At 54.7% G+C, this 26,536-nt stretch carries 21 protein-coding genes; 5 read left to right on the top strand and 16 right to left on the bottom strand.

Features of this window, described 5'->3' with window-relative positions:
* The first annotated feature begins 155 nt into the window (after positions 1 to 155).
* Entirely contained in the window at positions 156 to 614 is a 459-nt protein-coding gene (locus A3841_RS07100; protein ID WP_073851605.1) for an Lrp/AsnC ligand binding domain-containing protein, read from the top strand.
* Positions 615 to 678: 64 nt separating this feature from the next.
* Here A3841_RS07100 and A3841_RS07095 read toward each other — a convergent pair whose 3' ends face one another.
* The 3 genes from A3841_RS07095 to A3841_RS07085 all read right to left on the bottom strand — a co-directional run bounded on the left by A3841_RS07095 (position 679) and on the right by A3841_RS07085 (position 5,503).
* Entirely contained in the window at positions 679 to 1,935 is a 1,257-nt protein-coding gene (locus A3841_RS07095; protein ID WP_073851604.1) for a pyridoxal phosphate-dependent aminotransferase, read from the bottom strand.
* Positions 1,936 to 2,127: 192 nt separating this feature from the next.
* A complete protein-coding gene (locus A3841_RS07090) occupies positions 2,128 to 4,548 on the bottom strand; it encodes a DUF5686 and carboxypeptidase-like regulatory domain-containing protein (protein WP_083610246.1) in 2,421 nt (806 codons plus the stop codon).
* A 64-nt stretch (positions 4,549 to 4,612) separates the two neighbouring features.
* Positions 4,613 to 5,503 (bottom strand): phosphatase PAP2 family protein, encoded by an 891-nt coding sequence (locus A3841_RS07085; RefSeq protein ID WP_073851602.1) that lies wholly within the window; start codon positions 5,501 to 5,503, stop codon positions 4,613 to 4,615.
* Between the two features lie 196 nt (positions 5,504 to 5,699).
* On the opposite strand from A3841_RS07085, the gene A3841_RS07080 reads away from it, so the two are divergent.
* Positions 5,700 to 7,217: a bifunctional ADP-dependent NAD(P)H-hydrate dehydratase/NAD(P)H-hydrate epimerase gene (locus A3841_RS07080; RefSeq protein WP_073851601.1), complete on the top strand. Its 1,518-nt coding sequence runs from the start codon at positions 5,700 to 5,702 to the stop codon at positions 7,215 to 7,217.
* On the opposite strand, the gene A3841_RS07075 is transcribed toward A3841_RS07080, so the two are convergent.
* From A3841_RS07075 to A3841_RS07025, 11 genes are all read right to left on the bottom strand, one after another.
* The gene (locus A3841_RS07075; protein WP_073851600.1) at positions 7,198 to 8,100 is read right to left on the bottom strand and encodes a UbiA prenyltransferase family protein; all 903 of its coding nucleotides are present in this window, start codon (positions 8,098 to 8,100) and stop codon (positions 7,198 to 7,200) included. The genes A3841_RS07080 and A3841_RS07075 overlap by 20 nt on opposite strands.
* A 154-nt stretch (positions 8,101 to 8,254) precedes the next feature.
* A complete protein-coding gene (locus tag A3841_RS07070) occupies positions 8,255 to 8,830 on the bottom strand; it encodes an inorganic diphosphatase (RefSeq protein ID WP_073851599.1) in 576 nt (191 codons plus the stop codon).
* Positions 8,831 to 8,889: 59 nt separating this feature from the next.
* Complete coding sequence (gene pafA / locus A3841_RS07065) at positions 8,890 to 10,602, bottom strand: alkaline phosphatase PafA (RefSeq protein ID WP_073851598.1); 1,713 nt, start codon at positions 10,600 to 10,602, stop codon at positions 8,890 to 8,892.
* Between the two features lie 173 nt (positions 10,603 to 10,775).
* Positions 10,776 to 11,669: an ATP synthase F1 subunit gamma gene (gene atpG / locus A3841_RS07060; RefSeq protein ID WP_073851597.1), complete on the bottom strand. Its 894-nt coding sequence runs from the start codon at positions 11,667 to 11,669 to the stop codon at positions 10,776 to 10,778.
* Positions 11,670 to 11,741: 72 nt separating this feature from the next.
* Entirely contained in the window at positions 11,742 to 13,322 is a 1,581-nt protein-coding gene (atpA, locus tag A3841_RS07055; protein WP_073851596.1) for a F0F1 ATP synthase subunit alpha, read from the bottom strand.
* Between the two features lie 2 nt (positions 13,323 to 13,324).
* On the bottom strand, positions 13,325 to 13,882 hold the full coding sequence (gene atpH / locus A3841_RS07050) for an ATP synthase F1 subunit delta (RefSeq protein ID WP_073851595.1): 558 nt from the start codon (positions 13,880 to 13,882) through the stop codon (positions 13,325 to 13,327).
* A 53-nt stretch (positions 13,883 to 13,935) separates the two neighbouring features.
* A complete protein-coding gene (locus A3841_RS07045) occupies positions 13,936 to 14,430 on the bottom strand; it encodes a F0F1 ATP synthase subunit B (RefSeq protein ID WP_073851594.1) in 495 nt (164 codons plus the stop codon).
* Between the two features lie 152 nt (positions 14,431 to 14,582).
* Entirely contained in the window at positions 14,583 to 14,840 is a 258-nt protein-coding gene (atpE, locus tag A3841_RS07040) for an ATP synthase F0 subunit C (protein WP_073851593.1), read from the bottom strand.
* A 38-nt stretch (positions 14,841 to 14,878) separates the two neighbouring features.
* On the bottom strand, positions 14,879 to 15,937 hold the full coding sequence (atpB, locus tag A3841_RS07035; RefSeq protein ID WP_073851592.1) for a F0F1 ATP synthase subunit A: 1,059 nt from the start codon (positions 15,935 to 15,937) through the stop codon (positions 14,879 to 14,881).
* 43 nt (positions 15,938 to 15,980) lie between these two features.
* Complete coding sequence (locus tag A3841_RS07030) at positions 15,981 to 16,364, bottom strand: hypothetical protein (RefSeq protein WP_073851591.1); 384 nt, start codon at positions 16,362 to 16,364, stop codon at positions 15,981 to 15,983.
* Positions 16,365 to 16,370: 6 nt separating this feature from the next.
* Positions 16,371 to 16,613, bottom strand: a complete 243-nt coding sequence (locus tag A3841_RS07025) for an AtpZ/AtpI family protein (RefSeq protein ID WP_073851884.1) — start codon at positions 16,611 to 16,613, stop codon at positions 16,371 to 16,373.
* Between the two features lie 306 nt (positions 16,614 to 16,919).
* Here A3841_RS07025 and porW point away from each other — a divergent pair, with 306 nt between their 5' ends.
* From porW to uvrC, 3 genes are read left to right on the top strand one after another with little or no spacing between them, the layout of a single operon-like run.
* A complete protein-coding gene (porW, locus tag A3841_RS07020; RefSeq protein ID WP_235861318.1) occupies positions 16,920 to 19,748 on the top strand; it encodes a type IX secretion system periplasmic lipoprotein PorW/SprE in 2,829 nt (942 codons plus the stop codon).
* Positions 19,749 to 19,752: 4 nt separating this feature from the next.
* Complete coding sequence (locus A3841_RS07015; protein ID WP_073851589.1) at positions 19,753 to 22,068, top strand: penicillin-binding protein 1A; 2,316 nt, start codon at positions 19,753 to 19,755, stop codon at positions 22,066 to 22,068.
* Between the two features lie 11 nt (positions 22,069 to 22,079).
* Positions 22,080 to 23,903, top strand: coding sequence for an excinuclease ABC subunit UvrC (gene uvrC, locus A3841_RS07010; protein ID WP_073851588.1), 1,824 nt, complete (start codon positions 22,080 to 22,082; stop codon positions 23,901 to 23,903).
* 110 nt (positions 23,904 to 24,013) lie between these two features.
* Here uvrC and porN read toward each other — a convergent pair whose 3' ends face one another.
* Both porN and porM read right to left on the bottom strand, forming a co-directional pair.
* Positions 24,014 to 24,874: a type IX secretion system ring subunit PorN/GldN gene (porN, locus tag A3841_RS07005; RefSeq protein WP_073851587.1), complete on the bottom strand. Its 861-nt coding sequence runs from the start codon at positions 24,872 to 24,874 to the stop codon at positions 24,014 to 24,016.
* A 22-nt stretch (positions 24,875 to 24,896) separates the two neighbouring features.
* The gene (gene porM / locus A3841_RS07000; protein WP_073851586.1) at positions 24,897 to 26,495 is read right to left on the bottom strand and encodes a type IX secretion system motor protein PorM/GldM; all 1,599 of its coding nucleotides are present in this window, start codon (positions 26,493 to 26,495) and stop codon (positions 24,897 to 24,899) included.
* Positions 26,496 to 26,536: the final 41 nt, after the last annotated feature.

The raw sequence follows: 26,536 nt of genomic DNA, 5'->3' as shown, positions 1-26,536 counted from the left end.
ATTTTGTTAAAGAATTATAGCCTTTTACATCACAAAGATAATTACAGTTACTCTAATATGCGAATTTGTCAAAAAATATTTTCTTAGGTTGATATATTTTCAAAGATATAGTCTTATCTTTGTGATTATGTTAACAGCAGCACGTACAGGAGCCTATGAATTACGAAATTGATAACCTGGATAAGCAGATTTTGCGCCTGCTGATGCAGGACGTGACCCGCGCCTACACCGATATTGCCAAAGAACTGAACGTTTCGGGCGGCACGATACACGTGCGGATGAAGAAACTGACGGAGATGGGGGTGGTGAAGGGGGCCCAATTGCTGGTGAACCCCTCAGCGGTGGGCTTTGATATCTGCGCGTTTATCGGGGTGTTCCTGGAGAAAGGGTCGGAGTATAAGGAGACGGTGGAGAAGATGCGCGACATCCCTGAGATCGTGGAGCTACACTATACCACCGGCGCCTACAGCATGTTTGCCAAGATCGTGTGCCGCGACACCAAGCACCTGCGCGAGGTGCTGAACGAGAAACTGCAGTCTATAGAAGGCGTGCAGCGCACCGAAACCCTGATCTCGCTGGAGGAAAGTATAAACCGGCAGATCAAGATCGAGTAGCGGGTAAAAAAATAGAGACGCCGGTTAGAGCGTCTCTACAAAGTATAAATTCGGTTAATCCTGCTTATTTCAACTGCTGCAGGGCCTCGCGCAACCTGCCCACCGAGGCTTTGATATCCTCCAGCGAGGCGCCTCCTACCGAGAGCCTGAACCAGTTCAGGTCTTTGCCTGAGCCGAAGGCCGAGAACGGCACCACAGCCAGTTTGGCCTCGTGCAGCACATAAAACGTGATGTCCTGGCTTGTCTCCAGCACCTTCCCATCCGGCGTGGTCTTACCCGCCAGGTCGATCTTGGCCGAAAGGTAAATCGCCCCCATCGGCTCAATGGCATCCACGGCAAAACCCTCCGCTTTCAGCTCCTGGAAGCCGTTGTATAAGGTGTTCAGGCTCTCCTGTACCTTCGGCTTAAACTCGTTCATAAACCCATCCACCGCCTTCGGATTTTGTAAAAACTCAGCCATGGCCATTTGCTCTGCCTTAGGCGCCCAGGCGCCTACGTGACCAAGTATGGACTTCATTTTGTCCATCACGACCGCCGGGCCAAACGCATAGCCTACGCGCACGCCGGTGGCGGCAAAGCACTTGGAGGTACCGTCGATGTAGATGGTATAATCGCGCATGTCGGGGCGCAGGCTCACCGGGTCGTAGTGCTCAGCGTTGCCAAAGGTCAGCATCCAGTAAATCTGGTCGTAGAGCAGGTACAGCGGCTTTTCGCCTTCACTGCGGCTGCGGTTCTCCTCCAGCACCAGGTCACATATCTCCTCCAGGTCTTTCTTGGAGAACATCGTACCGGTTGGGTTCAGTGGCGAGCACAGGGCCAGCATGGTAGCGCCTTTCAGGTGCGGCTTCACGTCGGCGGCAGTCGGCATAAAGTTGTTCTCCGGCCGCGTCTTCACCTCCACCGGCGTGGCGCCAGACAAATGGCAGTAGTGGTTGTTGTTCCAGGAGGGAGTAGGGTATACCACCTTATCGCCCGGGTCTACCAGGGCCAGGTACGTGGCGTAGATGAGCGGGCGGGAGCCTCCGGCCACCAGGATATCACTCTCCGGGTACGTAAGCCCCAGGCGCTCCTGCGTGAAATTGACTACCGCCTTGCGCAGCACTGCCACGCCGTTGGCAGGCGGGTAGTTGGTGTGCCCCTGCTCATAGGCTTTGGTGATGCCTTGCCGCAGTTCCTCCGGAATCGGGTAGATGCTCGGGTTAAAGTCGCCGATGGTGAGGTTACAGATGGGCTCACCTTTGGCTATCATTGCGTTCACCTCGCCGGCTACCCGAATAATCTCGGAGCCGATCAGGTTTTGCGCCATTTTAGAAACTGTCATGCTGTTATATTCTGAGTGGAAAGAAGGAGCTGCAAAGTTATGGATTTATACCTTAGCACGCGTTATACTTTATGATTTCGGTTATTACCCATCTACTTTACCAACATAGTTACACCATTAATAGCTTATCGTTGCTTAATTTTCAATTCCTGTTTTAGTTTATACTTTATACTTCCATACTTCGCACATGGCCTAAAACAGCAGGCTCACGGTGAGCTTTATACGGAGATTGTCGCGGGAGTTTTCCAGGGCGTAGGGGCCGTACCGGTAAAAGGCGCCCACGCCCACCCCGCTGAACGGGGAACTGATGATACTGTTTAGCAAGAGCCCCGACTCAAAATAGCCCTTGCGCATACTTCTGAAGGCCACTTCCGTCAGCTCCTGCAGCGGCTCCTCCATACTTCCGATGCCGATGTTGGTGACGGCCACCAGGTCCGGGGCGAAGAAGCGGGTGTTGAGCAGGCGTTTTCCAAAATTCTGGGAGAAGAAAAGGGCGGCGTACCGGTCGGTGAAGAACTCGTAAGGGTACATCGTCTCGAAGCCCTCGCTGGTGTAGAGCTTATAGTCGCGGTTATTGCTGCCGTAGCCGTTGTAGCGCGTTACCAGCGGGGCATTGCCCTCTACCAATCCGCCCGAAAGTATAAAACTGCTCTCGCCGAAAGTACGGTGGCGCAACAGGGTCCTCAGCCGCAGGTCATACTTGTGATAGCCGTAGTCTCCGTCCAGAAAACCGTCCAGGCTACGGGTGTACTGTAGCCACAGCACCGGCTTGCTCTCCCCTGCCATGGGCACCAGGCGGTTAAACTGCTCCATGTACTTCTCGCCCGGGGCATAGCGCAGCCCCACCACCGCCTCCGTGAGGTTAAAGCTGGGCACAGGTTGCCCCTCCGGCTGCAGCAGCGTTGGCCGCCGCTCCTCCTGCCGCAACTGCGCGCTGGCCTGCAGGTAACGCAGCACGCGGCCCTGCAGGTTTATACTTTGGTGGGTGGTATAATCCATGTCGGTGAGGAGCGCGCGCCGCAGGTTACCCAGCAGGCCGTAGCCTTCTTCAAAAGCGAGCCGCCGCCCGCCAGTCTCCAGCACATCCTTAAAGTATGCGGCTTTTAGCTGCAACTCCAGCGGCTGGTAAAGTATAACCGAGGCATCGGCGCCATACTTTGCCCTGCGGTCCTTGAAGGCATAGCCCCAGTAGCCGCCCACCTTAAACCGCTCCGACAGCCGGTCGTTGGTGTAGGCCCCCATCCCCAGGCGCATCCCCTCAAAAGCACTTACCCGCAACAGGCGCCGCAGGTCCAGGCTGATGACGCCAATGGGAATCTGCCGGGCCATGAGGTATTCCATCGTGCGGATGGTGCGGTCCAGCTTGCGCTCGCGGCCCACGCTGTCGAGGCGCTCGTAGGTGCGCTGCTCCAGCTGCGTGAGCGAGTCGGGGCGGTAGGCCTGGAAAAAGCTGTCGGGTTGGCGGTAGGCATCCGGCTGCTGTTTCAGGGCCACCACGCCAAACTCAGAGCGGCGCAGGTTTGGGTTCAGGTTAATGTTGGTGATATAGGTGCGCATGTGCGCGTAAGGCTGGTGCCCGTTCAGGCTAAGCTGCGGGATGGTCAGCTCCACGTCCAGTTCTGTGGGGAACCACTGTTGCTGCGGCCCCACCCGCTCGAAGCGCTGCTGCAACTGTATGTTGCGTTTATCGTCATCTCCCGCCGAGCCGGCCAGCACGTTCTGCACGGCCCAGCCGTTGCTGTTGATGTAAAGCAATCCTTTCAGCCCTTCAAAGTTCTTACCCTGCTCGGGCTCAAAAGAGATGATGAAAATACTGTCCTGCCCCTGCACCACTGTCTCCTGCAGCACAAAGTTATACTTGCGGGTGCTGCCCGGGCTTAAGGGGCTCAGGTAGCGCTTGCCAAAGAACACCGGCAGGTCGTCATAAACGGAGAACTCACGGGCCTCGGCGGCCACCAGGCCAAAGCTCGGCTGCTGCAACCCCGACACGCGCGTGGCCAGGATGGTTTCCCTGGTGAGGTCGGGCTGCAGAAAGGCGTAGTCGGTGATGCTCTCCAGCAGGAAGAGGTGCTGCTGGCCCAGCAGGTTGCGCATTTTCAGGTAAGCCGAGTCACGTTTAGTCAGTTGCAGGGTATCGCGCAGCTCCTGCTCCCCCACATCAGTGGCGGTAAGTATGAATTTGTTGTAGGTGCGGTAAGTATAACTGCTGAGATTTTGCAGGCGGTGCCGCGCGCGGTGTTGCGTGGCCAGCCGGATGATGCGGTGCGCCGGGTTCTCGCCGGTACCCAGCACCACCACTTCCTGCAACCGCGCCGCCGTGGGCTGCAGCTGCACGTTTATACTTTCCACGGAGTCCGGGTAGATGATACTGGGCAGGTACCCCACGTAACTGAAGCGCAGGCTGCGGATCGGTTGCCGGTGGCGCAGGCTGTACTCGCCCTCCAGGTTGGTGGTGGTGCCCGTCTCGCCCTCGTTGGCCACGATACTGACAAAAGGCAGGCGCTCGCCGGTGGCCGCATCGCGCACCACGCCCTGCACCTGCCGCACCTGCGCCAAGGCATTGCCGGAGAGCAGACACAAGTATAAAAGTATAAGACAGCGGACGTATGGCATCGGGTAAAGATAAAAAGAAAAGGCGCTACTCCTGCAGCGCCTTTCTCTCTTCGTAAAGTATGGCTTAAAAGGTTACATGCAGCCCCACACCCGGGCTTCCATTGGGCAATACGGTGGGCACCACCATCGTGTTCAGGCCTTTGTCTTTGGCAAATTTGTCGTGCAGCCAGTATACCGTGTTCACCGACAGAATCCCGACGCCGGCCCCGGCCAGCACATCCGCCATCCAGTGCTCGTTATTCATGACGCGCAGCACGCCCGTACCGGTGGCAATGGCATAGCTGCCTACGCTCACCCAGGGGCTCTTGTGCCGGAACTCCTTATCCACCACCGTGGCGATGGTAAAGGCGTAGGCCGTGTGCCCCGACGGGAAGGCTGTGGGATCTCCGTTCGGGCGATCGATGTCTGTCAGTTTCTTCGCGGGCCATACCAGGGCAGAGGTCAGGGCGCCGGAGGCGATCAGCAGCTTTGTCTGCCGCCCCACCTCGTGGCGGTTCTGCGAGGAGAAGGCGTTGAAACCGTAAAGGTAGGCCAGCGGCACGAAGAAAACATAGTCGTCTACTTTGGTGGCAAAATCCGGGGCGTGCTTGTTGCGGGCGTCGCGGGCATCAAAGCTGCTAAAGAGGCCGTTGTCCTGTATCGTATAAATACCCAGGCCGATGAGGGTGGCCGCCGGGATCACGGCGCGCTTCAGGTAGCGTTTGTTCTCGCCCTCCCGCAGCTGCGCCTCCGTGAAAGGGTGCTTCTGGCCCGGGTAAATGGTATCGCCGGCCGCCGTGATGATGGCCTCGTTCTGCAGGTCACCCCCCTGGGAGGTATCGGCAGCGACAGAAAGGCCGGTGTCCGTCAGCACATGGGCACTATCCTTCTTTATACCTGGCTGCTGCGCCAGCACAGGGTTTGCCAGCATCACCAGCCCAAACAGAAAAGTGGTTAGTTTATTCTTCAGTTTCAATTTCTATACTTTGGTTTAAGTTGAGCAATAGCTAATAAACGGCGTTTTAATATTTTTTGTGCCACAGCCGCTGCTTTTTTACAGGTGGGGATGTATGCGCCCGGTAAAGTATGGAGCCGGTAAAACCAACCGCAACACCCGCAACCGAAGCACCGCCACAAAGTATAAGTAGACGTACCCAACACCGCTGTTCCACATGAAAATCCTCACTGCCGCCCAAACCCGCGAAGCCGACGCCTACACGATCCGTGAAGAAGGCATCTCCTCCACCGACCTGATGGAGCGGGCAGCGAAAGCCTTTACCGGCTGGTTTGAGAATAAGTTTCAGCCGGGCGCGGAGGTGCATATTTTCTGCGGCCCCGGCAACAACGGCGGCGATGGGCTTGCTGTGGCGCGCCTGCTGCACGAGCGGAAGTATAAGGTGCAGCCATACTTAGTAGGCGATATCTCCAAGGCCTCGGATGACTTTAACGTGAACCTGAAACGCCTGCCGCAGGCGCTCTCCCCCATCCACGTGGAACAGGAGAGCGCCATACCTGAGTTTAACAGCGATGCTTGTGTAATCGACGCCCTTTTCGGCACCGGGCTGAACAGGGCGGTTACTGGTTTGTATGGCCAGGTGATCGAGAAACTGAACAGCAGCGGCGCCACCATCACCGCAATCGACATCCCCTCCGGCCTCTACGCCGACAGCCAGACACCTGACGAAGGGGCTGTGATCCGGGCAAGTTATACGATCAGTTTTGAGCTGCCCAAGCTGGCTTTTCTGCTGCCCCAGCACGAACCATACGTGGGCGAGTGGCACGTGGTGCCTATCGGGCTGAGCCAACAGTTTATCGCGGAGGTAAAGTCTGATTTATACTGTACCCAGCAGGAGGATGTACAGCAACTGCTGAAACCCCGCCGTAAATTCTCGCACAAGGGCACCTACGGGCATGCGCTGCTGCTTTGCGGGGGCTACGGCAAAATAGGGGCTGCCGTGCTGGCCGCCCGTGCCTGCCTGCGCAGTGGCATTGGCCTGTTAACGGTGCAGGTGCCGCAGGCAGGCTATCCTATACTTCAGACGGCCGTACCCGAGGCCATGACCCTGACCGACAAGAACCGCAAGCACCTTTCGGAGCTGCCGCAGGAGATGGAGAAGTACAGCGTGATCGGCATCGGTCCGGGTATCGGCACAGAGCGTGTCACTAAAACGACCATCGGTCAGCTGCTGGCCACGGCTTCGTTTCCCATCGTTATAGATGCGGACGCCATTAACCTGATTGCATCCAGCGAGAAGCTGAAGGGGCAACTCTACAAAAGGAAGCTTATTTTCACGCCGCACCCCAAGGAGTTTGAGCGGCTGGTGGGCAAGGTGAAGAACGACTATGACCGGCTGCAGCACCTGCGCGAGTTCTGCCTGGAGTACGGCTGTTACGTGATTCTGAAAGGCAGCCACACCGCGGTGGGCACGCCGGAGGGCAAAGTATACTTTAACACCACGGGCAACCCCGGCCTGGCCACCGGCGGCACCGGCGATGTGCTGACGGGTATCATCACGGCGCTGGTGGGGCAGCAGTATACGTTGGAAGAGGCCTGCCGGATTGGCGTGTTTGTGCATGGTTTGGCCGCCGACCTGGCCTTGCAAACTATAGGCGAGATCAGCATGACGGCCTCTGATGTGATAGATTCTCTGCCCAGTGCTTTTCTGCACCTTACCCAGCCACTGCCGTAGCCAGCAGCACCAGCCCCGCGTGCAGCAGCATGGCGCCATCGGCCAGTATAGCAAAGTATACCCGCGGCCGGTTCTCGGCAGAGCGCCATACTATAACGGCCGCCCCTATGGCACTGACCAGGAGCGCCCAAAGTATGATTCCACGCTCCCCGCTTGCCAGCACCACCCCTATGTACAGCAGCAGCAGCCCCAGCGACAGCAGCTTGGTCCTGCGCACGCCTATCCACCCCGGGAAAGTAAGGGTTTTGGTATCGAGGTCGTACGTATAGTCGCGGATATCGAAGAGCAGGGCGAGGGCAAGTATAAACAGGAAGCGTCGCAGAAACAGCCACAGGGTCTCCGGCTGCCATACGTCCATCCCCCCGTCCAGCAACGGGAACATGGCCGTTACCACCGCCCACACATAAGCGATCAAAAACACCTTCAGCAGCGGCACACTGCGCAGCGGCTTTACCCGCCGCCGCTTGTAGAGCATCGGCACCGTGTAGCCCACCGAGATCACCGCCAGGTGCAGCACAAACCACAAATCTATCCGCAGACCGGACCAAAAGTATACCCCCGCCGCCACGGCTATACTTAATAGGCCCAGCACCGCCAGTTCTTTTTTGTATCGCTGGCTCCAGACGGTGTCGCGCCTGTTTATACTTTGGTTTGGCCTGCGGAGTATACTTTGCACGCTGCTGAGGTTGTAGGTGAACAGGGTGGCCAGGAACACAAACAGCGCCATCGCCCACGACACCGGCAGCCCCGCCAGCAGGTAGGTTTCCACGGTAAGCGCGAAGCCGCACAGCGAGATAAAGACACTGCTGTACAGCAGCGCCTCCAGCAGCCTGTTTGGATGGCGCTCCGCCTCTCTTATGCCGATGTCTCTGTTCACGTTCATCTACTCTGCAAGTACGCAACAAATCCCCCGCGAATCAAACACGTTTTGCTACGGCTCTGAGGAGGCGCTTTATACTTTGCTCCGGTACTACCTGAAAAACAAAAGCCCGGCTCGGGTTACCCCAGGCCAGGCTTTCACAGGAAAAGTAATAGGGTTAAAGCGTTTGCTCTTTTCTGGAGGGCTCGCCAAAGGTAGTGTTGTAAAGCTCTATGCTCTCCTGGATGATCCTGTAGGCATGCTCACGACCGAGGAACTGCTCCACGATCACCTCCTTGTTCTCCAACTTCTTGTAATCCTCGAAGAAGCGGCGCATCTCCAGCAGCGTGTGCGGCGGCAGCTCCGAAATATCGTTGATGTGGCGCACCGACATGTCGTTGTAGGCCACGGCAATGATCTTGTCGTCCTCCTCGTTGTTATCGATCATCTGCATCACCCCGATCACCTTGGCGTCGATCAGGCACATGGGCTGCACGTCGATCGAGCAGATCACCAGTATATCCAGCGGGTCTTTGTCGTCGCAGTAGGTCTGGGGGATAAAGCCATAGTTGGCGGGGTAGTTCACCGATGAGAAAAGCACACGGTCCAGCTTCAGCATACCGCTCTCCTTATCCAACTCATACTTCGCCTTCGATCCCTTCGGGATCTCAATGATAGCCGTTACCACTTCCGGCGATGCGTCGCCGTAGCTTACACTATGCCAGGGATTGTTCTTGTCCTCTGTATTCTCCATATTCAACATTAATTTTAAGGGCGCCGTCAATCATGTTCTCTTCTTCAGGCGCTATGGTTTTATTTCATGTATTCTTGCAAAGGCTTGCCCACGCTTCCGTTCGGCTCCTGAATGTATAGCCAGGCTGCCAGCGTGGCCGCAATGTCTGCCACCTCCGCCTGCGCACCGCTCTCGCCTGCCTCTACTTCCCAGCCGTACCATATCAGCGGCACGTGGGTGTCGTAGTTGGCCTGGGAGCCATGCGTGGTGCCTTTCGGCTCTTTGCCGTACCCCTCGAACCAGCCTGGCTCCAGCAGCAGCACCACGTCGCCGGAGCGCTTCGGGTTGTAGCCGTTCTCCACGCGGGCCATCATGCCGGTGCCCCAGTTGCTACTCTGCAGGGTAGTGGCCGCCACAGCGCGCATCACGCCATCAATGCGCAGTACGTGGTTTGCCACCCGCTGCTGCACGTCTGCCATATCCAGCTGTTTGCTTTCGATGACGGCTCTGTTCAGGTAGATCTGCTGGTTCATGTAGCGCTCCACCCAATCGGCCTTGCCATAGGTTTTATCCAGGTAGGCATCCACGGAGTCACGCACGGCGGCAGATGACCCCACTCCTGCCGGTACTTTCATCTCCTGCAGGAAGGCAGGCACGTGTGCGGCGCCGTGGTCGGCTGTCAGGAAGAAAAGTACCTCACCCTTCCCTACCTCGTTTTCTATGGTGCTGATCAGTTCCGCCATCTCGCGGTCCAGGCGCAGAAACACGTCCTGTGCCTCTATCGAGTTTGGCCCGAAGGAGTGCCCAACATAATCCGGCGTAGAGAAGCTTACGGTCAGGAAGTCTGTCACTTCATCTTTCCCCAATTCCTCCCCTCTCAGGGCGGCCAGGGCAAAATCCTTGGTAATGGTGTTGCCGGCAGGCACTGAACGGATCAGGTCAAAGTCCTTCCCTCTGATGGCAGGGACATTGTGCGGGAACACCGGCTTCTTCTCGCCTTTCAGCGCTCTTTCCCATGGCATGTCATCGGCGGTGCTCTCGGTATACTCCTCTATAGGCAAGAGTGTTTCCCAGGGCTGGCTCAGGTACTGGTCCGCCAGCTTGCGGTTGTTAAACTCCTGCACCCACTGCGGGAGCTGCTCGTGGTAATACGTACTCGTGATCCAGTTGCCGCTCTGCGAGTCGAACCAGTAGGCACCATTGGCCAGGTGACCGGCCGGAAGTATGGATCCCCTGTCTTTCAGGGCCACACCCACCACTTTGGACTGCTTGTTTGTGGCCAGGCGGAGCTCATCGGTAATGGTAGTGGTCCTCAGGTTAGCCGGCGACATTAAGCCCGCGTTGGAGCTGCTACCCACGGTTTGCACGGTAGTGTCCTCAACGCAGTAAACGTCTTTCTTCTGATTCCGATCGTACCAGTTATTGCCGATTATCCCATTAATCGCCGGCACGCTTCCTGTGTAGATGGAGGCATGGCCGGGACCGGTATAGGTCGGCACGTAGCTATACTGTGTGTTCTTGAAGTTAAAGCCCTGCGACAGCATCTTCTTGAAGCCGTCGTTGCCATACTTGCTCCAGTAACGGTACAGGTAATCGTAGCGCATCTGGTCCACCACAATGCCTACCACCAGCTTTGGCCGCTGCATCGGGGCTTCCACTGCATTCAAATTCCCGTTCTTGCTGGATGCGACGGGCGCGTTGGGTGTAGTTCCGGTACAGGCGCTTAGCAGCAGCACAGCGGCTACCGTAGCTTTTGCCCATCCCAGTGACGTCAATAACTGGTTGTATCTCATTCTACTATAGTTCGATTTCTACAAATATAGTAAGTACACTTTACTATTGCGCCCCGTTCTGCGTCGCAACGCTTATTTTATAGTTTGATAACGGATGTATTCCAAGGCCCATTAAAAATAAGCAGCGCCCACTTGTACCGGTGGGCGCTGCTCCTGAACTCTTTTGTTCTTGCTTATTTTGAAGCTAAGGCCTCTGCACCACCAACAATCTCAAGAATTTCCTTCGTGATGGCAGCCTGCCTCGTCCTGTTATACGTCAGTTTCAGCTGCTTCAGAAGCTCCCCGGCGTTTTCCGTCGCCTTGTCCATGGCCGTCATACGGGCACCGTGCTCCGAAGCATTGGACTCCAGCACCGCCTTGTAAACCTGGATCTTCAGCGATTTGGGGATCAGCTCCTCCACGATCTGCTCCTTCGATGGCTCGAACGTATAATCGATCAGCGCCATCTCCGCGTCTGCCTGCTCAGCCGGTTTCTCCTCAATAGGCAGGAACTGCTCCTGGCGCACGATCTGGGTTGCCACGTTCTTAAACTCGTTATACACTAAGTCTACCTGGTCGAACTCCCCGGCCACAAAGCCAGCCATGGCACGCTCCGCGGCAGTACGCACCGCGTCGAAGGACAGGGTGGCGAAAACGTTGCTGTAGTCCCCTATCACATTGTAGCCTCTCTTGCGGAAGGCATCCAGTCCCTTGCGGCCAATAGCCAAGATGGTTACGTTACCGGCTTCGAACTGGCTTTTATACTTGCCGGTTACCAGCGCCGTCACGCCTTTTACAATGTTGGAGTTAAAGGCACCCGCCAGACCACGGTCAGAGGTTACCGCAATGATCAGCACAGTGTTTACCACGTCGCGCTTTTCCGCATAGGGGTTCGTTACCGATCCCTCGGCCATAGACGACAGGTTCGTCAGGATGCCGCTCAGGCGCTGTGCGTAAGGGCGCATCCGCAGTATGTTGTCCTGGGCACGCCGTAATTTAGCAGCCGACACCATTTTCATGGCTTTGGTAATTTGCTGCGTCGACGAAATCGACGTAATGCGGCCTCTAACCTCTTTTAAACTTGCCATATATTTATGCTATGAGCAAAAGCCAAAGGTTAGAGGCGCATCGCCTCCAACCCCAGCCTCGTTACTTAACGTCTATTTGTTGTACTTAGCAGAAGTTTCCTTCGCCACCTGCTTGATAACGCCAGTTGTCTCGTCATCCAGCTTGCCAGCTCTCAGCGCTTTCAGCACGTCTGCATGCTGGGCACGCAGCGTGCGCAGGAAATCCTTCTCAAAGTTTCTCACCTCCGTTACCGGAACGTTGTCCAGCAGGCCGTTTGTGGCAGCGTAGATAGTGGCTACCTGCTCCTCTACCGCTACCGGCGAGTACTGCGCCTGCTTCAGAATCTCCAGGTTGCGGCGACCACGCTCAATTGTCAGCTTCGTAGCGGCATCCAGGTCGGAGCCGAATTTCGCGAAAGCCTCCAGTTCACGGAACTGCGCCTGGTCCAGCTTCAGGGTACCGGCTACTTTCTTCATTGATTTGATCTGCGCAGAACCACCCACACGCGATACCGAGATACCCACGTTGATGGCTGGGCGGATACCAGCGTTGAACAGGTTTGTCTCCAGGAAGATCTGTCCGTCCGTGATCGAGATCACGTTCGTTGGGATATAGGCAGAAACGTCACCAGCCTGCGTCTCGATGATCGGAAGGGCCGTCAAAGAACCACCGCCTTTCACCAGGTGTCTGATAGAGTCCGGCAGGTCGTTCATGTTCTGAGCAATCTCATCCGATGCGTTGATCTTCGCAGCACGCTCCAGCAAGCGGGAGTGCAGGTAGAATACGTCACCTGGGTAAGCCTCACGCCCTGGCGGACGGCGCAGCAGCAGGGACACCTCACGGTAAGCCACCGCCTGCTTGGAAAGGTCGTCATATACTACCAGTGCAGGACGGCCGGTATCACGGAAGAACTCCCCGATGGCAGCACCTGTAAACGGCGCGAAGAACTGCATGGGAGCAGGGTCAGCGGCAGAAGCAGCTACCACTACCGTATAGTCCATGGCACCACCCTCTTGCAGGGCCTTCACCACCTGGGCTACCGTAGAGGCTTTCTGGCCAACGGCTACGTAAATACAGAAAACGGGCTCGCCTCTTTCGTAGAACTCACGCTGGTTCAGGATCGTGTCGATCGCAACCGCTGTCTTTCCTGTCTGGCGGTCACCGATGATCAGTTCACGCTGGCCACGGCCGATCGGAATCATGGAGTCGATCGCCTTGATGCCCGTTTGCATGGGCTCGTTTACCGGCTGACGGAAGATAACGCCCGGCGCCTTACGCTCCAGGGGCATTTCGTACAGTTCACCGGAAATCGGACCTTTACCGTCTATCGGCAGACCCAGTGTATTCACCACGCGCCCAATAATGCCGTCGCCTACCTGGATGGAAGCAATGCGATTTGTTCTTCTTACGGTGGCGCCCTCTTTAATCTCGCTGTAGTCGCCGAGCAATACGGCACCCACGTTGTCCTCCTCCAGGTTCAGAACAAGTGCCTGCAGGCCGTTCTCGAACTCTAAAAGCTCACCAGACTGAGCCTTGGAAAGGCCATAGATTCGAGCGACACCGTCACCCACTTGCAGGACAGTGCCTACTTCTTCCAGTTCCGCCTCGGTACGGAAGTTAGACAGCTGTTCTCTTAATATGGCTGATACTTCGTCAGGTCTTACTTCTGCCATGATTATAGTTTATTAATGTATGGGTTGTCTTTAAATTGATTCTTCAACTTGCGAAGACTGTTCCTCACAGAGTTGTCGATTTGTTTATCTCCTACACGCAGTACAAACCCTCCGATCAAAGAGGGGTCCACGCGTTCTACCAGCTCAATGCGCTTGCCTGTCTGGGCTACCAGTTTCTGGCCAAGCTCATCGCGCAGGGCAGGTGTAAGCGGCACGGCAGAAACCACCTCGGCGCTCTGAATGCCCTGCAGCACGCGGTACTGGTCCTGAAAGGCGGTTGCCACGGCATCCAGTATGGCTTCCCGGTTTTTGCGCGCTACCAGGATAAAGAAGGCGAGCGTCATCTCGTTCACCTTGCCTTTAAACACCGCGTTGATGATCGCCAGCTTCTTATCTGACTTTACGACCGGGTTTTGCAGCAGCAGCCTGAAATCGCGGTTCTGGGAAACGACCTGCGAGAACAGTTGCATGTCTGCGTGTACCTGCTCGAGCACGTTTTTCTCCGCAGCCAGCTCAATCAGCGACTTCGCGTACCTGGAAGCAACTCTAATATCTGACATAGTGCTTGTTTATAATGTAGCGGCACTGCCGGGGCAGCCGCGTGTATACTTTGTTAGTTAAGCGTTACTTCACGGATGTAGTCCTGCGCCAGCGCCTGTTGTGCCGTCTTGTCGCTCAGCTCTCTTCTCAGGATCTGCTCAGCGATCTCCAGCGACAGAGAGGCAGCCATGTTCTTCACCTCCGTGATGGCGGCACGCTTCTCGTTCTCGATGGCCTCACGGGCCTGGGCGATCATGCGGGCACCCTCTTCGTTTGCCTTCTGCTTGGAGGTCTCCACAATGTTGTTGGCAGCCTCTGTCGCCTCATTCAAAATCTTGTCGCGCTCCATACGGGCCTCTGCCAACAGCTTCTCGTTATCAGCTTTCAGCGCCTGCATCTCCAGCTTCGCTTTCTCCGCCGCGCTCAGGGCGTTCTCGATCGAGGCCTCGCGCTCATGCAGGGCACTCATGATCGGCTTCCACGCAAACTTACCGAGCAGGAACAGCACGAGCAGGAACACTACCAACTGCCAGAAAATCAGACCAATACCAGGGGTTACTAATTCCATCGTTTATGTAAGTTGAATATTAGGTTCTTATAAAACGGCCATTTTGGCCGCTACTTAACTATATCAGAACTATAAGTTTGACCTCATCGTCTGGGCCATGCGCCCAGACGTGAGATCAGATAATGTTAGCTTGTTACTTTCAGAAAAAGTAATTAAGCAATAGCGATCAGAAGACACACTACCACACCGAACAGGCTTACACCCTCGATCAGAGCGGCAGAAATGATCATGGCAGTCTGGATTTTGCCACCAGCCTCTGGCTGACGGGCAATAGATTCCATAGCTGAGCCACCGATACGACCGATACCAAGACCAGCGCCAAGGGCAACCAGACCTGCACCGATACCGGCACCCATGATACCAAGACCAGCGCCTTCAGAAACAGCTTGAAGCAGAATTGCTAACAACATAGTTATAGTTATATATAGTTAAAAAAATAAAATTCTGATTAATGATGGGTTCCGTCGCCGAAGCCCATGTCATCCACGTGGTCATGTTCTTCTACCGCACCGCCAAAGTACATGGCAGAGAGCAGCGTGAAGATATAGGCCTGCAGCAGGGCCACAAACAGCTCCAGGAACATCATGAAGATAGAGAAAGCCACGCTTAGCGGAGACACTGCTAAACTCTCAAAAATAAAGATCAAGCTAAACAGTGACAGGATGATGATGTGACCCGCCGTGATGTTGGCGAAAAGACGAATCATCAATGAGATAGGCTTTGTTATAATACCCATTAACTCAACAGGAATCATTATCGGAGCAAGCCACGCAGGAACTCCAGGCGTTGCAAAAATATGCTTCCAATAACCTTTGTTACTGCTAAATAAGGTAATGAACAGCGTAAGGAGCGCCAACACCATTGTCACAGCAATGTTACCGGTCAGGTTAGCGCCGCCCGGCATCAGGCCCAGCAGGTTGTTAAACCAGATAAAGAAGAACACGGTGAGCAGGTACGGCATGTAGCGCTGATACTTCGGACCAATGTTCGCTTTTGCAATTTCATCACGTATAAAGACAACGATCGGCTCGAAGAAGGACTGTATGCCAGAAGGAGCTGCTTTCGGGTTGCTTTTGTAGCGGCCCGCGATCACGGAGAAGATCACCAGCAGTAGCACCACGCTTAAAAGCATAGAAGCCACATTTTTTGTAATAGACAGGTCAATCAAAGATGGATCAAACCAAGAAGCAAACCCCTCATGAACTATGGGCTCCCCGTTGGCATCTAATTTATAAATGCGCCCATGGTCCAGCGCGTACCCGTCGTAAGGCACTGTCTCGTGGTCCTCGTTGTAGAAGTTGTGAGAAGAGAACACCTTAAACTCACCATTGTCTACCAGTATAACGGGCAGGTACACCACCGCACCGTCTGCAAAATGCCATATATAATCATCCGCGATGTGGTGCGTGATCATAGCGCCTGGCTCAAACTCGCCGCCCTCCGCAGGTGCCTCAGCAAAAGCGTTCAGCGTAAGGAAAGAAAACAATAGAACGAATAACCTCTTCATTAAGAATGATTTAGAAGCAATATATTACAAGCAGAACCTACCGTTAATCCTGCCCTCTCAAATGCGGGCGCAAGTTAGCCAACAAACTGTAAATTTCAAACCCGGTAAACAGGAAATATAACGCAAAGAAGTTGAAAACGAACTGCAACCTGCCCTCCCGGAAGAACCATATGTAGAGGGCCACCACCCCAAGGCTCAGCACCACCCGGAACCCCATGGAGGCGAAATAGTACACCTGGAAGTTTTCAGGGTCGTTTTTATGCCCCAACTGCGTGAGGTAGTAGGTAAAACCGGTGATAAAGACGAAAAAGGCGAGTATGTACCATATATACCTGTGCAGCAGGGTATAGCCTGTAAACTGCAGCAGCACGCCTGTTATCACACAAAGTATGGCCGTCAGTATGGCCAGGTTTCGAACAAACTTCACGCGGGGTTATTTTTTGTTGATGGATAAGATGGTCAGGACCATGGTGGCGATAACGGCCGTCAGCAGCAGGCCGATGGTAAACCAGGGCTTGTCGTTGCCCACCTTGTCATCCAGCCACTGGCCGGCAAAGGCGGCCAGCACCAGCGCCCCGATCATCTGAAACGCCAGGCCTGAGTACTTCACGTACGGCTTCATACTTTCCTGCACGCGCTGCGCAGGCTTCTGCTCTTTTTCCGGATCGTTTTCCATGTGCTTCCGCTTTTGCAAAGTTACTCCTTTTTACGGGCTTATACGCCTAGGCAGTACAACATCGGCAAAGTATACCTCGCCTGAAACCATTTGGATTTTTGTATAGTTCAATAGCTGGCTTCAAACGGGCTATATGCTTAACTATCCGATGATTATTGTATTTTTGTAGACAGCCCTGAACGTAATAACTTGAGGAGGGTTGCTGCCACGCTGTTACGGCAAGCCAGGCTATACTTTTAGCCGCCGCGAAAACGTTTATACTTTATATCTTATAAGGAGCACCCAAACCTGCTGCACACCATCGCCTTGAATAAGAAACCGCTGCACATATTATTTATACTTGCCGGGCTGTTGCTGGCGGCATGCTCCGCCGAGCGCAACAATCCGCTCAGCAAAACCTACCACAATACCACCGCCCGCTACAACGGGTATTTTCTGGCCAAGGAGAAGATGCGCCTGCTGGAGGAGCAGTTGCAGCAGCAGACCGTGTACGACTACAGCCAGGTACTCCCCATCTTCCCGCCCCTCGACACCGCTACCGCCACAGCCCTGGCCGCCGACCTGGAGGACATCAAGAAGAAAGCCTCTTTCCCGATACAGTACCACTCCAACAGCAAGTGGGTAGACAACAGCTACGTGCTGATTGGCCAGGCCAACTTTTACGAACTGAACTTTGAGGAGGCGGTGCGCACCTTTAAGTATGTCAACGCCAACGGCAAGGGCAAAGACGAGCGGCACGAGGCGCTGGTATGGCTGATGCGCTCCTTTATTATACTTGGTGAGATGGAAAACGCCCAGCAAGTATCGGAGTTTCTGCGCAAGGAGCGCCTGAACAAGGCCAATGCCCGCGAGCTATACTTAACCCGCGCCCAATACCACCGCCTGCAGGGCGACACAGCCCAGGTGATCGAGAACCTGGCGCTATCGCTGCCCAACTTCGAGGAGAAGGACGCGGAGTCGCGGGTGCGCTATACGTTGGGGCAACTCTACCAGCTGACGGGCCAGAACAAGGAGGCCGACAAGCAGTACAGCAAGGTGCTGCGCAACAACCCGCCCTACGACCTGGGCTTCTTCAGCCGCCTGAACCTGGGGCAGGTAACCGAGCTGGCCGATAACAACGACATCGAGCGGATAGAAGGCTACTACCAGAAGCTCCTGAAGGACGAGAAGAATAAGGAGTACCGTGACAAAATATACTATGAGATGGCGCGGTTCGCACTGCGCCAGCAGCACTACGACAAGGCGTTGGAATACCTGAACCAGTCGCTGCGCACGCCGGGGAACCTGCCAAACCAGAAAGCCTATAGTTACGTGCTGGCCGGCGAGATCTATTTTGAGAACCTGAACAAGTATGAGTTAGCCGCCGCTTACTACGACAGCGCCGTGCAGGTGTACCCGCAGCAGGCCATACAGTACGAGGCGGTGGCAGAGCGCCGCGATATCCTGGCTGACTTTGCCCGGCAGTACACCACCATCCAGATGCAGGACAGCCTGCAGCGCATCGCTAAATTACCGGAGGCGGAGCGCATGGCATTTCTGCAACAGCTGGTGCAGCGCGAGGAGGAGGAAAGAGTGGCCGCCCTGGCGCAACAACAGGAGCAGGTGCAGCGCCAGGAGCAGGAGAGCCGCCGCAATCCGTCCCGCAACAACAGCAACGAAACCTTCGGCACCAGTGATGCCGGTGGTGTGTGGTATTTCGACAACCCCTCAGCCATGGCCACGGCCCGCGCCGAGTTTACCCGCCGCTGGGGCGACCGGCCCAACCAGGACTTTTGGCGCACCCGTACCCGGGGCGAAGCCGGAGAACAGCCGGCACCAGTGGCCCAGGCGCCTGAACCTATAACGGAGCCCGAAGCGGAAGTAAGCCCTGAAGTGCGCATGCAGGCCCAGGTAGAGGCCTACCAGCAGAACCTGCCGCTGACCATTGCCGCGCTGCAGCAGTCCGAACGGATGGTGGAGGAGGCGCTTTTCCGCCTGGCAGTCATCTACGCCCAGAACCTGCAGGCACCACAGGAGGCGATCGCCACTTATGAGCAGTTGCTGCAACGGTTCCCGCAGACATCGCACGCCGCCGAAGCTTACTATAGTTTATACTTGCTCTATGGCCGCGCCGGCAACCAGGAGCAGCAGCAGGCCTACTATACCAAGATAAAGCAGCAGTTCCCGAACACCACCTACGCCCGCCTCCTCGACGACGAAGGCTTTATGGCCAAAACCGCGGCGGAGAACATCAAGGTGCATGCCCTCTACGACTCGGCGTACGCGCATTATGAGGCGCAGGAGTATAAACTGGCCGTGGAGCAGCTCCGCAGTATCACGGCGCAGTACCCCTTCAACGATATTCAGGACAAGGTGATGTTTTTGGATGCCATGGTGGCCGCCCGCACCGAGAAGCCGGAGGTGCTGCGCGACAAGTTGAACCGTTTTAAAAGAGAGCACAAGGGCAGCCCGCTGGTGAAACAGGCCGACAAGCTGCTGGCCACTTACCAGGAGTTGGAGCAGAAGAACCAGTTGCGTGCCGAGGCTCCTGCCCCCCCGAAGCCCAAAGAAAAAGCGCCTGCATTGACACCGGAGCAGAAAGTTAGCACAGAAATTGCACAGGCAACTGCATCGGCCGCCAGGGCCACCCCGGTTTTACCTCCTGTAGCCACGCCGCAACCGGCAGACACCATGCAGCCGGCAACAGCCGCTGCAGACACGCTGGCGCAGCAGGAAGAGGAGCAGCAGGCGGCCATGGATTCCTTACTGGCAGATCCGGCGGCAGACCCAATGGCCTATTCTGCAGCACCCGACTCGGCCTTTTATTTTGTGCTGATCTATCCAAGCGATGCCAAGGCCTTTGCGGACATGGCGCAGAAGTATGAGAAGTATAACAACATGTACTATAAAAAAGAGGAACTAACCCTGGACACGCTGGACTTCGGGGGCGGCAAAACCATGCTCGTGGCCCGCTCCTTTAAAGATCCGCAGTTGGCATCCTCCTATAACATCAAACAAAAGGCTCCGCAGGCGCCGGTAGGTAGAATTAGAGGCGTAGATTTCATTACCTTTGTTATCTCTTCTGCCAATTACCGGAAATTCATACAGCGGAAGGACCCCGACGTTTACCTGACCTTCTTCAAAGACAATAATTAATTCCATGACTACGCGTCAAAAGACCCTTACTCCCAAAAGATCCTTTTACCCAAAAGTTGTATCGGTGCTGTGGCTGCTGTTTATCGGTGGCTTCGCGGCTTTCATACTTTATATCTACGCGGTAAGCATCAACTTCCTGAATTTGTTCGGGGAAATGCCCGACCTGCGCACGCTCGAGAACCCGAAGAGTGAGGTTGCCTCGGAGCTTTACTCTGCCGATAACCAGTTGCTGGGCAAGTATTTCCGCGAGAACCGCACACCGGTGGAGTATGAGGAACTGCCGGATAACCTGATCAACGCCCTTGTTGCCACTGAGGACATCCGCTTTGAGGATCACGCCGGCATCGACCCGCAGTCGATGGTGCGTGTGGCGGCAGGCATCATCACCGGCGATCGCAAGGGCGGCGGCAGTACCTTAACCCAGCAAGTGGCCAAAAACCTGTTCGATACGCGAAGTGACGAACTGAACAACGGCCTGTTGAACGATATAACAGGCTTGCGCATGCTCATTCTGAAGACAAAGGAGTGGATTATGGCCGTGAAGCTGGAGCGCTCTTATACCAAGCGCGAGATCCTGACGATGTACCTGAACACGGTGGATTTCGGCTCCAATGCCTTTGGTATCAAGGTAGCGGCCAAGACCTTCTTCAATAAAAAGCCGGAGGAGCTAAAGGTGCAGGAGTCGGCAGTGCTGGTGGGCCTGCTGAAAGCTCCTTCTAATTTTAGCCCAAAGTTTGAACCTGAGAACTCCAAGCAACGCCGCAACACTGTTTTGGCTCAGATGGTCAAGTATGGCTTTATGACCGATGCGGAGTTTAATCAACTGAAGGAAGAGGACATCGTGCTTGATTACCGGGTGGAGAGCCACAACATCGGCATGGCCCCTTACTTCCGCACCGAGGTGAGCAAAGACCTGCTGCAGTGGTGCCGCGAGAACGGCTACGACCTCTACGCCGACGGCCTCCGAATCTTCACTACCATCGACTCCCGCATGCAGAAGTATGCCGAGGAGGCTGTGGCGGAGCACATGAAAGACCGCCAGAAAGTCTTCTTTGAGCACTGGAAGGGCCGCAACCCCTGGGTGGATGAGAATATGCGCGAGCTCAAAGGGTTCCCTGAGATGGCCATCAAGCGCACCGACCGTTACCGCCGACTGAAAGCCCGCTTCGGGGAGGACACGGACTCCATCAACTACTACCTCAACAAGAAAGTACCGATGACCATCTTTACCTGGGATGGCGAAAAGCAGGTGGAGATGAGCCCGATGGACTCACTCAAGTACTACAAGCATTTCCTGCAGACTGGTTTTATGGCCATGGAGCCGCAGACGGGGCATATCAAGGCCTGGGTGGGCGGCATCAACTACAAGCACTTTAAGTATGACCACGTGAGGCAGGCAGCGCGCCAGCCGGGCTCCACCTTCAAGCCGTTCCTGTACACGACAGCTATCGAGAACGGCTACCCGCCTTGCTACGAGGTGCTGGACACGGAAAACTGCATCCCGCTGCCGGACGGCAAGATGTGGTGCCCGAATAACGCCAACAACAAGTTCAGTGGCGAGAAGTATACCTTGCGCAAGGCACTGGCCGAGTCTGTGAACTCTATCTCTGCCTTCCTGGTGAATAAACTGGGGGCTCCGGCCGTGGCCCAGACTGCCCGCCGCATGGGCATCACCACCAAGCTGGACGAAACGCCTGCCTTGGTGCTGGGTACCAGCGATGTGACCTTGTTTGACATGGTAGGCGCCTACGGTACCTTCGTGAACGGCGGAACCTGGGTGCAGCCCAACTACATCACCCGCATCGAGGACAAGCATGGCAACGTTGTGGCGGAGTTTGTTCCCAAAACGGTGGAGGCCCTTAGTGAGGAAACTGCCTATACGATGGTGCACATGCTGAAAGCGGCGGCTGAGCCGGGCGGTACTGCCTACTATGGCCTGCGCTTCCGCAATGGCCTGAAGAATGAGATGGGCGCTAAGACCGGTACCAGCCAGAACTACTCCGACGCCTGGTTTATGGGCATCACCCCTGACCTGGTGGCCGGCACCTGGGTTGGTGGCGAAGACCGCTCTATCCACTTCCGCACGATTGCGCTGGGGCAGGGCGGCAGGCTGGCCATGCCGATCTACGGCTCCTTCATGCAAAAAGTGTACAACGATAAATCGCTGGATGTGTCAAAAGAGCCTTTCCCTAAACCTTCTATGCCTTTATCGGTAGAATTAGATTGTGAAAAGTATAATCGTGGCGTTCAAATTGACTCGGCGCAGCAAGACGAGTTCCTGAACATACCAACCGAGATTGACCTGGACGCAGAGATCTAATTCCTATCCATATGCCAGCGAACGAGAAGCTGAAGGAGAAAATAGCGCACCTGCCGCACAAACCCGGCATCTACAAGTTCTTCGACGAGCAGGGCATTATCTATGTGGGCAAAGCGGTTGATATCCGGAAACGCGTCAGCTCCTATTTCAACCGCTCTACCCAACATAATAAGAAGACCCTCAAGCTCGTCTCGCAGATCAGGGACATCGAGTTTACTATTGTAGACACGGAGGCCGACGCCTTTCTGCTGGAGAACAACCTCATCAAGCAGTACCAGCCCAAGTATAACATCCTGCTGAAGGATGGCAAGACGTACCCCTATATCTGCATTCTGAACGAGCGCTTCCCGCGTGTTATCACTACCCGCAATAAAAAAAATGATGGCTCGCGCTACTTTGGCCCTTACCCGAGCGGCACGGCCATGTACGTGGTCCTGGATTTGATCCGGACGCTTTACCCGCTGCGCACCTGCACCTATAACCTCTCTCCGGAGAACATCGCCGCAGGCAAGTTTAAAGTATGCCTGGAATACCACATCGGCAACTGCAAAGGCCCCTGCGAGGCTCTGATGGATGAAACGGAGTATAACGCCAACATTGCTCAGATCAAGAACATACTTTCGGGCAACCTCTCGGTAGCCAAATCATACTTTAAGGAGCACATGGCCGCCGCCGCCGCGGAGTACCAGTTCGAGCTTGCCCACAAGTATAAGACGAAGCTGGATATGCTGGAGGATTTCCAGGCCAAGTCCACGGTGGTAAGCAACACCCTGACCAACATTGATGTTTTCTCCATCACCAGCAACGAGCAGTGCGCCTTTATCAACTACCTGAAGGTGATGAACGGCTCCATCATACTTACACAGTCGCTGGAGCTGGAGAAAAAGCTGGATGAGGACGACGCCGACATACTTGCCTCTGTGGTGGTGCAGCTGCGGCAGGAGTTCGAGAGCACCTCGCGCGAAGTGATCTCGAACATTGAGCTGCAGCTTCCGCTAGATAACATTACGGTGACCTACCCACAGATCGGGGATAAGAAGAAGCTCCTGAGCCTGTCGCTGAAGAACGCTTTATACTTGCGCAAGGAGCGGGAAGGGCGGCAGGAAAAGAACAAGGAGCTGAGCGGGCAGCGGGAGCTGCGCGTGCTGGAGACATTGAAAAAAGACCTGCGCCTCACGGAGTTGCCCCGTCAGATTGAGTGCTTCGACAACTCCAACTTTCAGGGCGACAACCCCGTGGCCTCTATGGTTTGCTTTAAGAATGGCAAGCCCAGTAAGAAGGATTACCGCCACTTCAACATCAAAACCGTGGTAGGCCCCGACGATTTTGCCTCAATGTATGAGATTGTGACCCGCCGCTACCGCCGCCTGCTGGATGAGAACCAGCCCCTGCCACAGCTTATCGTAATCGATGGGGGCAAAGGCCAGCTTGGTATGGCTGTGAAGGCGCTGCGCGATCTGGGCATCTACGGTCAAGTGGCTGTAGTCGGTATCGCGAAGCGTTTGGAGGAGATTTTTTACCCCGGCGACAGCCTCCCGCTCTACATCGATAAGAAGTCAGAGTCATTGAAGCTCATCCAGCGCCTGCGCAACGAGGCCCACCGTTTTGCCATCACCTTCCACCGCAGCAAGCGCGACGCCGGAACGCTTAAGACGGAACTTACGGATATCAAGGGCATCGGCCCTTCTACGGCAGATGCCCTGCTGCAAAAGTATAGATCCGTTAAAAAGCTGCGGGATTTAACCTTGGATGAGCTTTCGGCAGAAATCGGTAAAGCCAAGGCGGCTATACTTTATGCCCATCTGCACGCTCCGGTAGAGGGCAAGCAAGTATAAACCATACTTCCGGCTTTGTCCAAAGTATACTTTTACTTTCTCTTACCAAGTATAAAAAGAAAAAGGAGACTCATTTGAGTCTCCTTTTATATTGCTTGATGCTGTATTGCTTAGTAGCTCCACAGGCTATACTCATATTCTATGAGTGCTTCCAGTGCATCTTGTGCAGCTAGCAGGCCTTTTTTGCCACCACCGTAGATCGAGGCCAGGTTTTGGTCGCCTGGATTGGAGATCTTGGTGATGTAGGAGCTGAACAGCCAGAGGTCAAATGCGTCAGCCAGGTTCTTGTGCTGTGCATCATTCTGTGCGTTGTACCAGATAGCTGTCTCCGGGTTATTGCGGAACAGTGTCACCAGGTCGCTCATCTTAAAGCTTGCCACATTCTGCTCAAAACCCAGTGGGTTTAGCGTAGACGGCACTTTAATGCTGATGGTCTGGATATCGTGGTACATGCGCGAACGCTTTTTATCGAACACCACGTTCTCCTTCAGCTCCAGCAGGTATAGCTGCTTCGGAAAATACTCATTGCTTACAGGAGCAGCTTCTGTGGTTCCGGTAGACGAACCCAAGGCTTCACCCCAGGCATCCTCCTCCTCTTCCACTTCGCCGAAACCAGCTGCAAGTTCCTCCTCGCTCAGGCCTCCCTCTGCCTCTTTCGGGGTCAGGTTCTGCATGAATTCTTCACGCGTGATAGGCGTGCTGACAGAGTCGCTTCTGTAGGCAGTAAGCTCACCACTTTTCACGGCCTCTATAATCACCTTTGTGATCTCTCTGTTTTCAGAGAACAGTGGCTTGTTCTGCTTCTCGCGCAGGTCAATTTTACGCCATACCGTTTTCTTGAACAGGATATCCGACTCAGGAATAGGCCTTGCTGATGGGTTGCTTTCAGTAGTGTTTGATACCTGCTGGGCCATGGCTCCTACAGACAACATTAAACCGGCTGCTACACCTATTGCTTTAACTAATTTCATACTCCTTGTAAGCTTCTAAATGTTAATTTAAAGGAACCTGGAAGTTCGGTGTTCCCACGTTCACGTCCACAGCCTGGCCTTTGTAGTTCAGGCGCTTTACATCCAGCACCTCTATCACTACGCGGTCGCCTTTGCTGGCTTTGGCCGCAAAGCTGGTCAGGTTGGCAGTAGGTCCGCTAAACTCTCCCTGGTCTACTGGCTGGTTGCCGCGCACCAGGTAGGCTCTCCACTTGGTTACTCTATAACGTGCCTCGTTAGGTAATAATTGTTTGAAGCCTTCTTCCGCCACAGCCTGTATTTCCACAGCTCTGAAGGATTGGGCCGGTACGCCCCGCTTCACATCGATCGGCTTTCCGTTTACCAGTGCCACAAGCTCTGGTTTCGGGATCGGACGCACTTTGAATTTCTCAGAACCGATGGCGTTGCCGCCGCTGCTCACGTTGATGGTTACCTCGGTACCGCTAGGAATGATGGTTACTTCGCCTTTCTTTGCTCCTTTGATGGCCGTGCCACCATTGGCGCTAAAGCTTGGATCGTATACCGCGCCCAGCGCTGGCACCTGAATGTTCAGCTCGTTAGCGCACTGGAAGTACAGCGCCTGCACAGAAGCAGACTGCACCTGGATCACAGGCTTGGCAACTACGTACTTCTCCGTTACAGTGAACGTAGTGTCTCTGCCATTCTGGTTTATGGTTACCTTACCAGTCCATGTCTGCTCAGAGTTGCCATCAGCATCGTAGTTTGAGGCCGAAGCTACGAACTCTACTTTACCCATGCCGTTCTCTACTTTAACAGGCTTACCCTGGAAGGTCATTTTAGGCGTGATGTTGTCAGAAGAGGCAGCGATGAACATGTCAGCTGAGTATTTTGTACCAGCTGCTACCGTTTTAGACTCGGCGCGGGCCATGGCGAAAATTTTCTCAAACTTGATGATGTCGGCACCTACCTGCTGAGCAAGTTTCTGCAGCACATCCGCCTCATACTTCAAAACCTCTGCTTCTTTCTGAGAAAGAACTGCCAGGGCAGCTACCATGGGTGTCTCCTCAAAGTTCAGCTGCGCGAAGTCTTTACGTTTCTGCGCCGGGTCATTCTGTGCTACCGGATCCTCTTTGCCACTCAAGGCAAGCTTTTGCGGAACCTGCTCATTGTACTGGCGCAGGAATTTGGCATAGTCATTCAGCTTTTGCTCCAGCTCGTATCCTTTACCGTTGTTCTTGCTTGCCGCACCAATCATGTTCATGGCCACGATATCATTGCCTTCCGGCTGCTTATATCCTGTGCCTTCATCATTCATTCCTCCAGACTTCTCAATCAGCATCTTACGCAGATCCTGGATATAAGAAACCATTTGGCTTGTCTGATTACGTACTTCCTGTGCTGTTTTCAGCACGCGCTGGTCATTGGCAGAAGGGTTCTTGTTTTCTGCAATGGCAGCCTGTATGTTCGATACGACCCCGGCGTTATCTGTTACTGTTTTTCGGTTCACAGTCTGCAAAGACTCATCCAGGAACTGAAACTTTAACAGGATCGCCGAGCTCACGTTAAGGGCCAGAAGTGCGGTCAGTACAAGGTACATCATACCGATCATCTTCTGCCTTGGTGTCTCTTTTCCTCCAGCCATTTTATACTATATTAACTGTGTTTTCTTTAGATAGAACTTAT

The organism is Pontibacter flavimaris (assembly GCF_001907195.1).
GTDB classification, from domain to species: Bacteria; Bacteroidota; Bacteroidia; order Cytophagales; family Hymenobacteraceae; genus Pontibacter; species Pontibacter flavimaris.
This window is presented reverse-complemented; position numbering and strand designations above follow the sequence as displayed.

Bases quoted from the DNA above. Each gene is read 5' to 3' on its own strand.
- atpG (WP_073851597.1), bottom strand. From the start codon at position 11,669: ATGGCAAGTTTAAAAGAGGTTAGAGGCCGCATTACGTCGATTTCGTCG.
- A3841_RS07100 (WP_073851605.1), top strand. From the start codon at position 156: ATGAATTACGAAATTGATAACCTGGATAAGCAGATTTTGCGCCTGCTG.
- A3841_RS07025 (WP_073851884.1), bottom strand. From the start codon at position 16,613: ATGGAAAACGATCCGGAAAAAGAGCAGAAGCCTGCGCAGCGCGTGCAG.
- atpE (WP_073851593.1), bottom strand. From the start codon at position 14,840: ATGTTGTTAGCAATTCTGCTTCAAGCTGTTTCTGAAGGCGCTGGTCTT.
- A3841_RS07095 (WP_073851604.1), bottom strand. From the start codon at position 1,935: ATGACAGTTTCTAAAATGGCGCAAAACCTGATCGGCTCCGAGATTATT.
- A3841_RS07015 (WP_073851589.1), top strand. From the start codon at position 19,753: ATGACTACGCGTCAAAAGACCCTTACTCCCAAAAGATCCTTTTACCCA.
- A3841_RS07045 (WP_073851594.1), bottom strand. From the start codon at position 14,430: ATGGAATTAGTAACCCCTGGTATTGGTCTGATTTTCTGGCAGTTGGTA.
- pafA (WP_073851598.1), bottom strand. From the start codon at position 10,602: ATGAGATACAACCAGTTATTGACGTCACTGGGATGGGCAAAAGCTACG.
- atpA (WP_073851596.1), bottom strand. From the start codon at position 13,322: ATGGCAGAAGTAAGACCTGACGAAGTATCAGCCATATTAAGAGAACAG.
- uvrC (WP_073851588.1), top strand. From the start codon at position 22,080: ATGCCAGCGAACGAGAAGCTGAAGGAGAAAATAGCGCACCTGCCGCAC.
- A3841_RS07075 (WP_073851600.1), bottom strand. From the start codon at position 8,100: ATGAACGTGAACAGAGACATCGGCATAAGAGAGGCGGAGCGCCATCCA.
- A3841_RS07070 (WP_073851599.1), bottom strand. From the start codon at position 8,830: ATGGAGAATACAGAGGACAAGAACAATCCCTGGCATAGTGTAAGCTAC.
- atpH (WP_073851595.1), bottom strand. From the start codon at position 13,882: ATGTCAGATATTAGAGTTGCTTCCAGGTACGCGAAGTCGCTGATTGAG.
- A3841_RS07080 (WP_073851601.1), top strand. From the start codon at position 5,700: ATGAAAATCCTCACTGCCGCCCAAACCCGCGAAGCCGACGCCTACACG.
- A3841_RS07090 (WP_083610246.1), bottom strand. From the start codon at position 4,548: ATGCCATACGTCCGCTGTCTTATACTTTTATACTTGTGTCTGCTCTCC.
- atpB (WP_073851592.1), bottom strand. From the start codon at position 15,937: ATGAAGAGGTTATTCGTTCTATTGTTTTCTTTCCTTACGCTGAACGCT.
- porN (WP_073851587.1), bottom strand. From the start codon at position 24,874: ATGAAATTAGTTAAAGCAATAGGTGTAGCAGCCGGTTTAATGTTGTCT.
- porM (WP_073851586.1), bottom strand. From the start codon at position 26,495: ATGGCTGGAGGAAAAGAGACACCAAGGCAGAAGATGATCGGTATGATG.